This is a genomic window from Stenotrophomonas sp. BIO128-Bstrain (genome assembly GCF_030128875.1).
Lineage (GTDB): Bacteria > Pseudomonadota > Gammaproteobacteria > Xanthomonadales > Xanthomonadaceae > Stenotrophomonas > Stenotrophomonas bentonitica_A.
In genome coordinates, this window is the sequence record NZ_CP124620.1 from 2,011,143 (window position 1) to 2,025,826 (window position 14,684).

15 protein-coding genes are annotated in these 14,684 nt (G+C 65.3%); 7 read left to right on the forward strand and 8 right to left on the reverse strand.

The window, feature by feature from the left end; translation table 11 throughout:
• Nucleotides 1-26 precede the first annotated feature (26 nt).
• A complete protein-coding gene (locus POS15_RS08940) occupies nt 27-1,235 on the forward strand; it encodes an acetyl-CoA C-acyltransferase (protein ID WP_019183092.1) in 1,209 nt (402 codons plus the stop codon).
• Between the two features lie 194 nt (nt 1,236-1,429).
• Here the strand turns inward: POS15_RS08940 and galU are convergent, their stop codons facing one another.
• From galU to cmk, 8 genes are all read right to left on the reverse strand, one after another.
• A complete protein-coding gene (gene galU / locus POS15_RS08945; RefSeq protein ID WP_019183093.1) occupies nt 1,430-2,311 on the reverse strand; it encodes a UTP--glucose-1-phosphate uridylyltransferase GalU in 882 nt (293 codons plus the stop codon).
• On the reverse strand, nt 2,311-4,218 hold the full coding sequence (locus tag POS15_RS08950; RefSeq protein ID WP_046273767.1) for a nucleoside-diphosphate sugar epimerase/dehydratase: 1,908 nt from the start codon (nt 4,216-4,218) through the stop codon (nt 2,311-2,313). The genes galU and POS15_RS08950 overlap by 1 nt, the downstream gene beginning before the upstream one ends.
• 16 nt (nt 4,219-4,234) lie before the next feature.
• The gene (locus tag POS15_RS08955) at nt 4,235-5,194 is read right to left on the reverse strand and encodes a glycosyltransferase family 4 protein (RefSeq protein ID WP_026069767.1); all 960 of its coding nucleotides are present in this window, start codon (nt 5,192-5,194) and stop codon (nt 4,235-4,237) included.
• 18 nt (nt 5,195-5,212) lie between these two features.
• The gene (gene lapB, locus POS15_RS08960) at nt 5,213-6,391 is read right to left on the reverse strand and encodes a lipopolysaccharide assembly protein LapB (RefSeq protein ID WP_019183096.1); all 1,179 of its coding nucleotides are present in this window, start codon (nt 6,389-6,391) and stop codon (nt 5,213-5,215) included.
• Between the two features lie 6 nt (nt 6,392-6,397).
• Nucleotides 6,398-6,682, reverse strand: a complete 285-nt coding sequence (locus POS15_RS08965) for a LapA family protein (RefSeq protein WP_019183097.1) — start codon at nt 6,680-6,682, stop codon at nt 6,398-6,400.
• A 103-nt stretch (nt 6,683-6,785) separates the two neighbouring features.
• Nucleotides 6,786-7,091 carry an integration host factor subunit beta gene (locus tag POS15_RS08970; protein ID WP_019183098.1) on the reverse strand — a complete coding sequence of 102 codons (306 nt, stop codon included), beginning with the start codon at nt 7,089-7,091 and terminating at the stop codon, nt 6,786-6,788.
• Nucleotides 7,092-7,178: 87 nt separating this feature from the next.
• The gene (gene rpsA / locus POS15_RS08975) at nt 7,179-8,864 is read right to left on the reverse strand and encodes a 30S ribosomal protein S1 (protein ID WP_019183099.1); all 1,686 of its coding nucleotides are present in this window, start codon (nt 8,862-8,864) and stop codon (nt 7,179-7,181) included.
• A gap of 194 nt (nt 8,865-9,058) precedes the next feature.
• Nucleotides 9,059-9,739, reverse strand: coding sequence for a (d)CMP kinase (cmk, locus tag POS15_RS08980; RefSeq protein ID WP_284129524.1), 681 nt, complete (start codon nt 9,737-9,739; stop codon nt 9,059-9,061).
• Between the two features lie 194 nt (nt 9,740-9,933).
• On the opposite strand from cmk, the gene ykgO reads away from it, so the two are divergent.
• From ykgO to POS15_RS09010, 6 genes are all read left to right on the forward strand, one after another.
• Nucleotides 9,934-10,059, forward strand: a complete 126-nt coding sequence (ykgO, locus tag POS15_RS08985; protein ID WP_017355593.1) for a type B 50S ribosomal protein L36 — start codon at nt 9,934-9,936, stop codon at nt 10,057-10,059.
• A gap of 179 nt (nt 10,060-10,238) precedes the next feature.
• Complete coding sequence (locus POS15_RS08990; protein ID WP_284129525.1) at nt 10,239-10,565, forward strand: hypothetical protein; 327 nt, start codon at nt 10,239-10,241, stop codon at nt 10,563-10,565.
• A gap of 46 nt (nt 10,566-10,611) precedes the next feature.
• Entirely contained in the window at nt 10,612-11,646 is a 1,035-nt protein-coding gene (locus tag POS15_RS08995) for an agmatine deiminase family protein (RefSeq protein ID WP_284129526.1), read from the forward strand.
• A 329-nt stretch (nt 11,647-11,975) separates the two neighbouring features.
• Nucleotides 11,976-12,863, forward strand: coding sequence for a carbon-nitrogen hydrolase (locus POS15_RS09000; protein WP_284129527.1), 888 nt, complete (start codon nt 11,976-11,978; stop codon nt 12,861-12,863).
• Between the two features lie 19 nt (nt 12,864-12,882).
• The gene (locus POS15_RS09005; RefSeq protein WP_019183104.1) at nt 12,883-13,413 is read left to right on the forward strand and encodes a GNAT family N-acetyltransferase; all 531 of its coding nucleotides are present in this window, start codon (nt 12,883-12,885) and stop codon (nt 13,411-13,413) included.
• Nucleotides 13,414-13,417: 4 nt separating this feature from the next.
• A complete protein-coding gene (locus tag POS15_RS09010) occupies nt 13,418-14,638 on the forward strand; it encodes a TraB/GumN family protein (protein ID WP_102788351.1) in 1,221 nt (406 codons plus the stop codon).
• The last annotated feature ends 46 nt before the right edge of the window (nt 14,639-14,684 follow it).

Sequence of the window (14,684 nt, forward strand, 5' to 3'; positions counted from 1 at the left end):
GTCCCCACATTCAAGAGATCACTGCAATGACCAAGCAAATCCAGGACGCCTACATCGTCGCCGCCACCCGCACCCCGGTGGGCAAGGCGCCCAAGGGCGTGTTCCGCAATACCCGCCCCGACGACATGCTCGCCCACGTGCTCCGCTCCGTGGTCGCGCAGGCGCCGGGCGTGGACGTCAACCGCATCGATGACGCGATCATCGGCTGCGCGATGCCCGAAGCCGAGCAGGGTATGAACGTGGCACGCATCGGCGTGCTGCTGGCCGGCCTGCCGGACACCATCGCCGCACAGACCGTCAACCGCTTCTGCTCCTCGGGCCTGCAGGCCGTGGCCATGGCTGCAGACCAGATCCGCCTCGGCAATTCGGACCTGATGCTGGCCGGTGGTACCGAGTCGATGTCGATGGTGCCGATGATGGGCAACAAGATCGCGATGGCCCCGAGCGTGTTCGACAATGACCACGTCGCCATCGCCTACGGCATGGGCATCACCGCCGAGAAGGTCGCCGAAGAATGGAAGGTCTCGCGTGAGGACCAGGACGCCTTTGCGCTTGCCTCGCACCAGAAGGCCATCGCCGCGATCCAGAACGGCGAGTTCAAGGACGAGATCAGCCCCTACGACGTGCGCACCCGCCAGCCGGACCTGGCCGACGGCCGCCGCATCATCACCCGCGACAAGATCGTGGATACCGACGAAGGCCCGCGCCTGGATTCGTCCGCCGAAGGCCTGGCCAAGCTGCGCCCGGTGTTCCGCAACGGCCAGTTCGGCGGCACGGTCACCGCCGGCAACTCCTCGCAGATGAGCGATGGCGCCGGCGCGGTGCTGCTGGCCTCCGAGCAGGCGATCAAGGACTACGGCCTGACCCCGCTGGCCCGCTTCGTCAGCTTCTCGGTGGCCGGCGTGCGCCCGGAAGTGATGGGCATCGGCCCGATCGCCGCGATCCCCAAGGCGCTCAAGCAGGCCGGCCTCACCCAGGACCAGCTGGACTGGATCGAGCTCAACGAAGCCTTTGCCGCGCAGTCGCTGGCCGTCATCCGCGATTGTGGCCTGGACCCGTCCAAGGTCAACCCGCTGGGCGGCGCGATCGCCCTGGGCCATCCGCTGGGCGCGACCGGCGCGATCCGTACCGCCACCCTGCTGCACGGCCTGCGCCGTCGCCAGCAGAAGTACGGCATGGTGACCATGTGCATCGGCACCGGCATGGGTGCGGCGGGCATCTTCGAATCGCTGTAAGGATTGATCGGTGCCGGCCTGCGGGTCGGCACCGAGGCGACGGGTATGACCGGCGTGACCGGTGGCAACATTGCAACGGGTCGCCACCGACCGTTGGTCGTTGCAGGGCGGGAAACGAAAAGGGCAGCCTCGCGGCTGCCCTTTTCTGTTGCGTCGGGAGCCGGCCAGCGGCCGGCACTACCGTTGGCTCGTTCTCAGCCCTCTGCCAGCATCTTCTGCAGCACTTCGCGTGCCGGACCGGCCAGCTTCTCGTTGTCGAGGGCGAAGCGGATCGTGGCTTCGACCAGACCCAGGTGGGTACCGCAGTCGAAGCGGCGGCCCTCGAAGCGGTACGCGTCGACGCGCTCGCTCTTGAGCAGTTCGGCGATGGCGTCGGTCAGCTGGATCTCGCCACCTGCACCGGTCCCGGTCGCTTCGAGCAGCTCGAAGATCTTCGGGCTCAGCACGTAACGGCCGACCACGGCCAGGTCGCTCGGGGCGTCCTCGGGCTTGGGCTTTTCAACGATGGCGCTGATCTTGCCCTGGCGGCCATCGAAGGCCTCGGTGGCCACGATGCCGTAGCTGCCGGTCTTGTCATGCGGCACGTCTTCAACGGCAATGATGCTGGCGCCGCTGGCTTCGTTGGCGTCGGCCATCTGCTTGAGCGCACCGTTGCCACGGTTCCAGATCAGATCGTCTGGCAGCAGCACCGCGAACGGCTCGTCGCCCACGATCGCCTTGGCACACAGCACCGCATGGCCCAGGCCCAGCGCTTCGGCCTGGGTCACGAACACGGCGCGCACGCCATTGGGCAGCACATGGCGAACCAGTTCGAGCTGTTCCTGCTTGCCGGCGCGCTCGAGTTTCTGCTCCAGCTCGTAGGCCTTGTCGAAATAATCCGCGACCGCGTGCTTGTAACGGTTGGTGATGAAGATCAGCGTGTCACAGCCCGCCTCGATCGCCTCATCCACGGCATATTGGATCAACGGCCGATCAATGATCGGCAGCATTTCCTTCGGAACGGTTTTGGTGGCCGGCAGGAATCGCGTTCCCAACCCTGCGACAGGAAATACCGCCTTACGAATACGCTTGCTCATCAGAACCTAGTGGCCTCACGCGCCGGAAAGGCGAGCACTTTAGCAGAGCTGACGTGATCGTCCTGTTGCAAAGGAGAAAATTCGGGCATGGTCGCAAACAGAATGCTGTTGATCGCATCAGTATCGTAGCTGGCAATCGCCTCGCGCAGTTTCGGCACATTGGCCAATACCTGCTCACGCGCGAACGTGCGCACGCCGGCTTCGAGAATCTTCGGATGCGCGGTCGGACGATAATCTTCGTCGGAATAGAACAGCGTTTCGTGCAGTTTCTCGCCCGGCCGCAGGCCCGTGTAAACGATGGCGATGTCCTTGTAGGGCTGTTTGCCGGCCAGTCGGATCATCTGCTCGGCCAGCACGCGGATCGGCACCGGCTCGCCCATGTCCAGCGTATAGATCGCCCCGTGCGAGGCCGACGCGGCCGCCTGCAGGATCAGCTGGCAGGCCTCGGGAATGGTCATGAAGTAACGGGTGACTTCCGGGTCGGTCACGGTGACCGGACCGCCCTTGAGGATCTGCTCGCGGAACACCGGCACCACGCTGCCGGCCGAGGCCAGCACGTTGCCGAAGCGCACGGTCACGAAACGGGTGTGGCTGGTCTTCTGGTCCAGGCTCTGGCAGATCATCTCCGCGTAGCGCTTGCTGGCGCCCAGCGCGTTGACCGGATCGACCGCCTTGTCGGTGGAGATGAAGACGAAATGCTCGATGCGCGCTTCGACGCAGGCGCGCGCCACCGTTTCGGTGGAAAGGATGTTGTTGCGCACCGCTTCGCGCAGCTGGCGCTCCAGCACCGGCACCTGCTTGTAGGCGGCGGCATGGAAGACCGAGTCCACCCGCGACAGCGACAGCGCATGGCGGATCACCGCGGGGTCACCGCAGTCGCCCAGCACCGCTTCCACCACCAGATCCGGGAAGCTGCGCTGCAGCTCGGCCTCGATGGTGAGCAGGAGTAGTTCACTCATTTCCACCAGGACGATGCGCCCTGCCCCGTGGCGTGCGCACTGGCGGCACAGCTCCGAACCGATCGAACCGCCCGCGCCGGTGACCAGCACGGTACGCCCGCCCAGCCAGCCGCGGATCAGCGCCCAGTCCGGCAGGATCGGCTTGCGGCCGAGCAGGTCCTCGATCGCCACTTCCTTGAGCTCACCCGGCAAGGAATGGCCCAGCAGGATGTCGTTGAGCTTGGGCACCATCCGGAACGGCACGCCGGTGCTTTCACAGATGGCCACCACCCGCTGCATGCCCACGGCATCCAGCGACGGGATGGCGATCACCAGCAGCTTGGCGGCGGTCTCGCGGACCACGGCCGGGGCATCTTCCAGGGTGCCCAGGATCGGCAGGCCCTGCAGCTTGGCGCCCTGCAGATGCGGAGCGTCGTCGAGCAGGCCGACCGGCTCGAAATCACCCGAGCGGCGCAGGTCGCGGACCAGGGCCTCGGCCGCCTGGCCGGCACCCAGGATCAGCACACGGCGCGCGGTGACGTCGGACTGCAGCGCCTGATAGTCCTTCCATGCGCGGTACAGCAGGCGCGGCGCACCCAGCAGCGCCGACAGCGCGAAGGGATAGATGACCAGCACGGACATCGGTACGCCTTCAAAGCGCTTGTACGCCAGGGCGACCACGATGGCGAGCAGGCCGATGAAGCTGGCTTTGAAAATGTTGAGCAGATCGGCGACGCTGGCAAAGCGCCACAGGCCGCGGTACAGACCCACCCGCCAGAACACCACTGCCTGGATGACCAGCACCAGCGAGGTGTCGATGTTCCAGAGCGGCAACGCCGGCGCGTCGGCCAGCATCGAGTAGCGGCCGGCGTGCAGCAGCTGCCAGCACGCCCAGACCATGAACAGGTCGTGGGCCACGATGGCCGCGCGCGGCATCAAGCCGGTAAGTCGGTCCTGCCAAGGCGTCATAAACAACGTATTCCTTCTAGTTGCGCATTCCCTTGCGCAGGAGCAGCCAAAGGCCGTACGCGAAGATCAACCACGCGATGGCCACGGCAGCCTCCCACCTCGGCTGCAAATTCGTGCATGCATTAAACACTGCCGCACTGAATATTCCAAAAACAAGATACACCCCGGTGACGAAAGTGTGGCTTGCACCACTTTTCACCGCGCGCTGATAGAGATGCTGCGTGTGGGGTTCCATCCAGCGCTGTCCGGACAGGATGCGCGAAAGCAATGTGAAGCCTGCGTCCACAAGAAAGGCCGAAAGCGGCACCAGCAACAGCAACCAATGGATATCGGTGTGCACACTGGCCAGGCAGACCAGCGCCGCAATGGCATAACCCAGCGCCCCGCTGCCGACATCGCCCATGAAGATGCGTGCCCGTGGGTAGTTGAACGGCAGGAACCCCAGGCAGGCCAGCCCCAGCACCACACCGGCCAGGCCGTAGGGCGGCGGCAGCACCAGCGCAAAGGCAAGACCGGCCAGGATCGCCTGGGTGGTGGCGATGCCGTTGATCCCATCCATGAAGTTCCAGATGTTGATCAGCGAGGTGGCGAACAACAGGGCCAGCAGCGCCTGCCAGGGATTGCCACTGGCATGCCAGACCAGCCCAGCCAGCAGCGCGGACGCCAGCACATGGACCAGCAGGCGGCGGACCGCCGGCAGCGGCCGATGGTCGTCCCACCAGCCGATCCCGGCCACCAGTACCAGGCCGAGCGCGAACACCGCCAGCGTGATCGCGGCCTTGGGCCAGATCACGGCGGCGACCGCGCAGGCCAGCAGCAGGGTCAGGACGATCGCGATACCACCGCCGCGAGGCGTCGCCACCCCATGGCTGCGGCGCTCGCCCGGCTGATCCAGCAGATTGCGGCGGAGCGCGTACGCACGTGCGGCCCAGGTCAGGCCCGCCGATACCGCCAGCACCGCCAGCAGCCCTGCCATCCAGCCCACCATCATGGTTCAGAGCACCGCGTAGTTGAGCAGCGGCTTGACGGTGCCCCATTCCTTGCAGCTCGGGCACTGCCAGTGATGCGTGCGCGCGCCGAAGCCACAGCGGGTGCAGCGGTAGGCCGGGTTGCGGACCAGCAACTGGTCGGTGATGTGCTTGAGATCGTGCAGGGTGGCGGTGGAATCCGCGCCCTCGGCCAGGGTCAGGTCGATCAGCGCCGACTCGCCACGCACCGAGGGGCGGTCCTTGAGCTGGCGGCCGAGATAGGCGCGCGCGGGGGCGACGCCCTCCTGCTCTTCCATCAGCTGGGTCAGCGCCAGCACCGGGGCGATGCCGCGATAGTGCTCGGTCATCTCCGACAGGAACGCACGGGCACCACCAAGGTCACCGACCTTGCGGTAGTTCTGCATCAGCGCCTGCAGCACTTCGGGCAGGTACTCCGGATCATTGCGGGCGGCACGCTCGAAGGCGCGCACGGCGGCTTCGGCATTGCCGGCGTCGTTCTCCAGGCGCCCTTCGATGATGCCGGCACGGACCGACATCGCATCGGCCTGGTAGGCGCGTGCGATCGCAGCGCGCGCTTCGTCGATCTTGCCGGCGCCACGGTAGCGCTCGGCCAGTTCGCATTCGAACTGCCCGATCAGCTTGCCCATCGGCTCGCCGGTGACTTCTTCGAAACGGCTGGCGTTGTCGATCGCCTTTTCCCAGTCGCGTTCGGCCTGGTAGATGCCGATCAGGTGCTTGAGTGCCTGCGGGGCGCGCTGGTCGATCTGGGCCAGTTCGGTGAACACCGTTTCAGCACGATCGAGCAGGCCGGACTTCATGTAGTCCTCGCCCAGGGCCAGCAAGGCCTGTACGCGCTGCTGATCGCTGAGATCGGCGCGGTTCACCAGGCCCTGGTGCAGGCGGATCGCACGATCGACCTCGCCACGGCGGCGGAACAGATGGCCAAGCGCGACCTGGGTCTCGAAGGTTTCCTTGTCCAGCTCGGCGATGTGCAGGAACAGCTCGATCGCCTTGTCCGGCTGCTCGTTGAGCAGATAGTTCAGGCCGCGGAAGTACGTGCTGGACAGATGGCTGACCTGGTTGTCGCCATGGCGCTGACCGCCACGACGCCCGATCACCCAGCCCGACAACGCGGCCAGGGGCAGGAACAGGAAAAACCAGAACCACTCGGAGACAAATTCCATCGGCGCTCAGCGTCCGTCGAATGTAGAAGAAGAAGGGGGTGCCACGACCACGGCAGGCGCGGCCTTCTGCGCACGGCGCAGTTTGGCGTACAGCGGGATCACCATGCTGGCGAGCACGAGGCCGCCGCCGATGAGGGCACCGGACAGCAGGGCGATGATGATCGCCACGCCGGTGGTGGAATTGATCTGGGTAAAGCCCAGGCTGATGATGATCGGCTGCGAGTTGAGCGCACCGATGATGAGACCCACCACCAGAACCGCCAGCAGGATCAGCAGACGTACGACGTTCATGCAGCAGCTCCAGTTCCGTAGGGCTCAAGAGTAGCGGACTAACACTCCGCTCTGCCAGCCGACTCCATGGAAATCATGCATCCGCCCCGTGGCGGATGACCCGTCAGGCAGGATCGCTTTCCAGCGGCACCACGGCGCTGACGCGCTCACGCAGTTCCTTGCCCGGCTTGAAGTGCGGGACATGCTTGCCCGGCAATGCGACCGATTCCCCGGTCTTGGGATTGCGCCCCAGCCGTGCCGGCCGGTAGTGCAACGAAAAACTGCCGAACCCGCGGATCTCGATGCGATCCCCGCCGGCCAGCGCCCCACCCATCATTTCCAGCAACGACTTCACCGCCAGATCGACATCGTCCGACTTCAAATGCGCCTGTCGGCGCGCCAGGATTTCGATCAGCTCGGATTTGGTCATTACGGGCTCTTGGGGAGGAACTCAGACCCTGAAACGGCCCGGACTGATGTCCGGGCCGTCCAGGAAACTACGACAGCGACAGGCCGATTACTCGGACTTGTTGCCGTTCAGCTGTGCACGCAGCAGCGCGCCGAGCTGGGTGGTGCCGCTGGAAGCCGAAGAGGACTGGTATTCCTCCAGCACTTCGCGCATTTCCGCGTCGTCCTTGGCCTTGATCGACAGCTGCAGGGTACGACCCTTGCGATCCATGCCCACGAACTTGGCTTCCACCTTGTCGCCGACCTTCAGGAACTGGGTCGCGTCGTCCACGCGCTCGTTCGCAACATCGCGAGCGGCCACGTAGCCTTCGATGCCGTCAGCCAGTTCGATGGTAGCGCCCTTGGCGTCCACTTCCTTGACCACGCCTTCGACCTTGGAACCCTTCGGGTTGGCAGCCATGTACTGACCGAACGGATCCTGCTCCAGCTGCTTGACGCCCAGGCTGATGCGCTCGCGCTCCGGATCGACGGCCAGGACGACGGCGTCCAGGTTGTCGCCCTTCTTGAAGTTGCGGACCACGTCTTCGCCGGTGGTGTTCCAGCTGATGTCGGACAGGTGCACCAGGCCATCGATACCGCCGTCCAGGCCGATGAAGATGCCGAAGTCGGTGATCGACTTGATCTGGCCCGACACCTTGTCGCCCTTCTTGTGGATGGCAGCGAAGGTTTCCCACGGATTGGCGGCAACCTGCTTCATGCCCAGCGAGATGCGGCGACGCTCCTCGTCGACGTCCAGGACCATGACTTCAACTTCGTCACCGACCTGCACAACCTTGGACGGGTTGACGTTCTTGTTGGTCCAATCCATTTCGGACACGTGCACCAGACCTTCGACGCCCGGCTCGATCTCGACGAATGCGCCGTAATCGGTGACGTTGGAGACCTTGCCGAAGACGCGGCTGTTGGCCGGGTAACGACGGGCGATGTTGTCCCACGGATCCTCGCCCAGCTGCTTCAGACCCAGCGAAACGCGGTTGCGCTCGCGGTCGAACTTCAGCACGCGCACGTCCAGCTCGTCGCCGACGTTCACGACTTCGGACGGATGGCGCACGCGCTTCCAGGCCATGTCGGTGATGTGCAGCAGGCCGTCGATACCGCCCAGGTCCACGAACGCGCCGTAATCGGTCAGGTTCTTGACGACACCCTTCAGGATCGCGCCTTCCTGCAGCTTGTCCATCAGCTGCTCGCGCTCTTCCGAGTGCTCGCTCTCGACGACTGCACGACGGGACACAACGACGTTGTTACGCTTGCGGTCCAGCTTGATGAGCTTGAATTCCAGCTCCTTGCCTTCCAGGTAGGCCGGGTCGCGCACGGGGCGCACATCCACCAGCGAACCGGGCAGGAACGCGCGGACATCCTTGATGTCCACGGTGAAACCACCCTTGACCTTGCCGCTGATGCGGCCGGTGATGGTTTCGTTCTTTTCCAACGCTTCTTCCAGCTCGTCCCACACCATCGCGCGCTTGGCTTTCTCACGCGACAGAACGGTTTCACCGAAGCCGTTCTCGATGGAATCGAGGGCAACCTTGACGACGTCGCCTTCAGCGACATCGATCTCGCCAGCGTCGTTACGGAACTGTTCGATCGGCACGATGCCTTCGGACTTCAGGCCGGCGTTGATCACCACGACATCGCCGCGGACTTCAACAACGACACCGCTGACGATCGAGCCCGGCTTCAGCTTGGCCAGATTGGCCTGACTGGCTTCGAACAGCTCTGCAAATGATTCGGTCATTAGATTTACTCTGTTGGACACATGGGCATTGGCCCCCGAAGGGAACCGCTTGATGCCCGCCTGTTGGTCGACCCCGGTAACGCAGGTCGTGTGTTAAGTAGGAAAACCGCCACGCATCATTGCGGGACGGAGCTTTTGTTGCCTTGCGATGGTGCGACACCGTCGATGGACTGACGGCCCTCCTTTACAACGGATCAGGCACCCGAAACCGGAAGCAGATCCAATACCTTGGCAACGACGGCGTCGATGCCAATACCACTGGTGTCGATGACGACGGCATCGTCTGCCGGCTTCAGGGGCGCCACTGTGCGCTGTGCATCACGGGCGTCGCGGGCCATGATCTCGCGCAGGAGGTCGTCAAAGTTAACCGAAACACCCTTGTCTTTCAACTGCTTATGCCGCCGCTCGGCCCGTTCTTCGGCGCTGGCGGTCAAAAACACCTTGAATGGGGCGTCCGGGAAGATCACCGTCCCCATGTCCCGACCGTCGGCCACTAGCCCCGGCTCCATCCTGAATGCGCGCTGGCGCTCTTTCAGCGCCGCCCGGACCTCCGGGATGGCCGCGATGGCCGAGGCCAGGGCGCCGGTGGTCTCAAGGCGCAGCTCGTCGGTGGCGTCGGTCTTGTTGACCAGCACCCGCAGCCCGCCATCGGCCGATTCCACGAAGCGCACGTGGGTGTCGAAGGTGCAGCGGACCAGCGCCGAGGCGTCGGAGGTATCGATATCAGCCCAGCTGGCGGCCACGCCCACCGCCCGGTACAGGGCGCCCGAATCCAGGTAATGCCAGCCCAACCGGCGTGCGACAATGCGGCTGACAGTCCCTTTGCCGGCCCCGGAGGGACCGTCGATGGTGAGCACGGAAGGAAGCTGATTCATGGGTTTCCCTGTAAAATTGACCGCCCATTCTAGCCCCTGCCCGGGGCCTCCCGAGACCTTTTTGGTGCAACCACTTGAAAGGATGGAAAAAAGCCCGGTAGAATGGCGGGCTTGAACGGGCGTCACCTGCCGATTGTCATCTGCATATCGCGGCCGCGCTCCAACCGAATCCAACGTTTACGCCGAGGTATGCAATGAAAGTCCTTTCTTCCCTGAAGTCGGCCAAGTCCCGTCACCGCGACTGCAAGGTCGTCCGTCGCCGCGGCAAGATCTTCGTGATCTGCAAGTCGAACCCGCGTTTCAAGGCTCGCCAGCGCTGAGCCGGCTGGCCTCACGGCCACCACCGGCCCCTCACCGGGCCGGGTGATGAACAAAAAGCCGCCTCCGGGCGGCTTTTTGCTGCCATTTTTGTTGTAATCGCCGGGTAGCCACGACCGCCGGTGTCAGACCTGTCGCCGCGGGACCTTCCACCTTCTTGACCACTGGGGAGTAGATCGAGATGAAGCGTTACCTGACCACCCTGCCGTTGCTGGCCCTGCTGGCCATCTCCAGCGCCCACGCCGACACCCTGCTGATCGACCGCAGCCGTGAAAAGCCCGCCATCGCCCTGCCCGTCCGCGGCCAGAGCATGCAGCAGGTCCAGGCCCGGTTCGGCGACCCGGGCGAGCGCCTGGAACCGCGCGGCGGGCAGAAGCGCCAGTGGCCGACGATCAACCGTTGGGTCTACCCGCAGTTCACCGTCTACTTCGAGAAGCAGAAGGTGATCGACGTGGTGGCCAACCGCGCCGACGCCAACGAGATCGGGCCGAAACCGCCGATCCGCTGACCCCTTTCCCTTTGCCCGCCAGCCGGCGGGCCATCGCATCGAGATCATGAACGACACGCTCCGCTTTCCGGCCGAATGGGAATCCCAGTCCGCCATCCTGATCGCCTGGCCCCACGCCGACACCGACTGGGCCGACCGCCTGGGTGACGTCGAGGACACCTACATCGCGCTCGTCGCGGCCATCACCCGCTTCCAGCCGGTGGTGATCATCGTCGCCGACGACGACCTGGAGGCGTACGCCGATGCGCGCCTGCGCTCGAACCGGATCGATACCGACCGCGTGCGGTTCGTGACCGCCCAGTACGACGACACCTGGCTGCGCGATTCCGGCCCGATCACGCTCAAGCGCGCCGATGGTGGCTTCCGCCTGCTGGACTTCCGCTTCACCGGCTGGGGCGGCAAGTTCGACGCCAGCCTGGATGACCAGCTGGTCGGCGTGCTGCATGCCGCAGGCCTGTTCAACAATGCCGAGCTGCAGAGCATTCCGTTCGCCCTGGAAGGCGGCGGCATCGAGACCGACGGCGCCGGCACCCTGCTGACCACCTGGCAGTGCCTGCACGAGCGTCATCCGGAGCGCAGCCGCGAATCGCTCAGCGCCGACCTGGCCACCTGGCTGGCCCAGGAGCGTGTGCTGTGGCTGGACCATGGCTATCTGGAAGGCGACGACACCGACGCCCACATCGATACCCTGGCGCGCTTCGCTTCGACCGACAGCATCGTCTACCAGGCCTGCGATGACGCCAGCGATTCGCATTACGCCGAACTGCAGGCGATGGGCGCCGAACTGGCGGCGCTGCGTACCGCCGACGGCCAGCCGTACCGCCTGTTCCCGCTGCCGTGGGCGCAGCCGGTGATCGATGAAGGTCGCCGTCTGGCGGCGTCCTACGCGAATTACCTGATCCTCAACGGCGCGGTGCTGATGCCGGCCTACGGGGATGTTGCCGACGAGGCCGCGCGTGCGGTGCTGGCCGAGGCCTATCCGGACCGCGAGATCGTGCCGGTGCCGTGCCGCTCGCTGATCTGGCAGAACGGCAGCCTGCACTGCATCACGATGCAGCTGCCGGCGGGGTTGCTGGCTTAAGCGCCACGACCAACGGTCGTGGGCTACCGCTGTTTGCCAGACCACCGACGCACTGGCTAAGGGATGGCGGGTGCGGAGGTGCGGGACCGTCAGGGCGCCATGGATGGCGCCCACGAGCTCCCAGGGAAGGGTTTACGGCGCGTCCCGCACCTCCGCACCCGCCAGCCCAGCCGCCGCAGCCACGCGCTTGGGCTTGTCTCGATACTGCTGCGGAGCCGGCCAGCGGCCGGCACTACCCGACGCGTGGGTGTCAGCCATTTAGCAGCCAGCACGCTGCGTGCACCCATCCGCGATAAACTGCGTTTTTCCCCTTGCAGGACCGTCTCCGGATGAGCTCACGCCACACCCTTTCCGTCGCCCTGATCCAGGAGCGCAACCACGGCGATGCCGAGGCCAATCTGGCCGTCATCGAAGCGCGCGTGGCTGAAGCGGCCGCGCAGGGTGCCAAGCTGATCCTGCTGCAGGAACTGCACAACGGTGCGTACTTCTGCCAGCACGAGTCGGTCGATGAGTTCGATCTGGCCGAGCCGATCCCCGGCCCGAGCACCGAGCGCCTGGGCGCATTGGCCAAGAAGCACAGCGTGGTGATCGTCGGGTCGCTGTTCGAGCGGCGCGCGGCCGGGCTGTATCACAACACCGCCGTGGTCTTTGAAAAAGACGGCACGCTGCTGGGCAAGTACCGCAAGATGCACATCCCGGATGATCCGGGCTTCTACGAAAAGTTCTACTTCACCCCGGGCGATCTGGGCTTCACCCCGATCGACACGTCGGTGGGTCGCCTGGGCGTGCTCGTGTGCTGGGACCAGTGGTATCCGGAAGCGGCCCGCCTGATGGCGCTGGCCGGTGCCGAGCTGCTGCTCTACCCCACCGCGATCGGTTGGGACCCGGATGACCAGCGCGACGAACAGGGCCGCCAGCGCGATGCGTGGGTGCTTAGTCACCGCGGCCATGCCGTGGCCAATGGCGTCCCGGTGCTGAGCTGCAACCGCGTTGGCCATGAAGCGTCGCCGCTGGGCGCGTCGGGCATCCAGTTCTGGGGCAACAGCCATGTGCTCGGCCCGCAGGGTGAGTTCATCGCCGAAGCCGGTGGCGAGCCGACCGTACTGGTCTGCGATGTGGACCTGCAGCGCAGCGAACACGTCCGCCGCATCTGGCCGTTCCTGCGTGATCGCCGCATCGATGCCTACGGCGATCTGCTCAAGCGCTACATCGACTGACCGACCAGGACACCCCACCGTGACCGTGCAGCTGCGCGACGCCACCGATGCCGATATCGCGGCCATCACCGCGATCTATGCGGTGGAAGTGACCGACTTCGTCAACACCTACGAGTACGAGATTCCGGAGGCGGCGGAAATGCGCCGCCGCATGCAGGACATCGTCGGCCGCGGTTTTCCGTACATCGTGGCCGAGGTCGATGGCCAGGTGGCTGGTTATGCCTACGCCAATACCTACCGCGGCCGGATCGCCTACCAGTGGACCGTGGAGAACTCGGTCTACGTGGATGCCGCCTTCCAGGGCCGCGGCGTCGGCACCGCGCTGATGCAGGGCCTGATCGATGCCTGCGTCGCACGCGGTTACCGGCAGATGGTGGCCGTCATCGGCGAGCCGACCAACACCGCCTCCATCAAACTGCACGAGCGTTTCGGTTTCCATACCGTCGGCGTTTTCCGCGGCCTCGGCCGCAAGCATGGCCGCTGGCTGGATACCGTCCAGATGCAGCGCGCGCTCGGCGATGGTGCCGACAGCGCCCCTTCGAATGAATGATGCAATGACAGATACCCTGATCGAGGCCGGCGACACCCTGTTCGCCGGTCAACCCGTGCGCGTGGTCGAGCGCGATGGCGTGCGCTACACCCTGCTGGGCACCGCGCACGTCTCGCAGGCCAGCGTGGAAGCGGTGGAACGTGCAATTGAAAGTGGCCGCTTCGATGCGGTCGCGGTCGAACTGGACGCGCAGCGCCTGCAGGCACTGACCAACCCGGACGCCCTGGCCAAGCTGGACCTGGTCGAGGTGATCCGCAAGGGGCGCGTCGCCCTGTTCGCGGCCAACCTCGCCCTGGCCGCCTACCAGCGCCGCCTGGCCGAGCAGCTGGAGATCGAGCCCGGTGCCGAACTCAAGCGCGCGGTGGTGATGGCCAACGAACGCAACCTGCCGGTGCACCTGATCGACCGCGAGGTCGGCCTGACCTTCAAGCGCGCCTCGCAGCGGCTGGGCTTCTTCGGCAAGATCAAGCTGGTGATGGGCCTGGGCGCCGGCCTGTTCGCCTCCGAGGAAGTCGGCGAAGACGAGATCGAGAAGCTCAAGCAGGGCGACATGCTCGAAGCCAGCTTCGGCGAGTTCGCCAGCGAGAGCCCGGCCCTGTACGAAACCATCATCGGCGAGCGCGACCGCTACATGGCTACGCGCCTGCGTGAAGTGCATGACCCGGCCCAGCGCGAAGTGCTGGCGGTGGTCGGCGCCGGTCATCTGGCCGGTCTGGCCAGATACCTGGAAACCGACACCGATGCGCCGGGCCCGCTGCGCGAGTCGCTGGAAGACGTGCCGAAGAAGCGCAACATTCCGTGGATCACGCTGGCGATCCTGGCCATCGTGCTGACCGGCATCGGCGTGGGCTTCTACCGCGGTGGCCTGGGGGTCGGCAGTGAACTGCTGGCGGTCTGGGCGATGTATACCGGCGGCCTGGCCGGCCTGGGCTGCCTGTTGGCCGGCAGCCACCCGTTGAGCATCCTGACCGCGATCGTGGTGGCACCGTTCAAGCCGTTCCGCTTGAGCATCCCGACCGGCGCGTTCTCGGCCCTGGTGGAAGCGCGCCTGCGCAAGCCGGCCTACGAGGATTTCCTGAAGCTGCGCGACGACGCGCAGAGCGTCAAGGGCTGGTACCGCAACCGGGTGACCCGCGTGGTGCTGACCTTCATGCTGACCAACCTGGGCAGCATGCTCGGGTTGTGGCTGACCGGGTTCCAGGTGTGGGGCAAAGTCGCGGGGTGATTCCCGCGCTGGCGGTGAATCGAAAGGCCACGCAATGCGTGGCCTT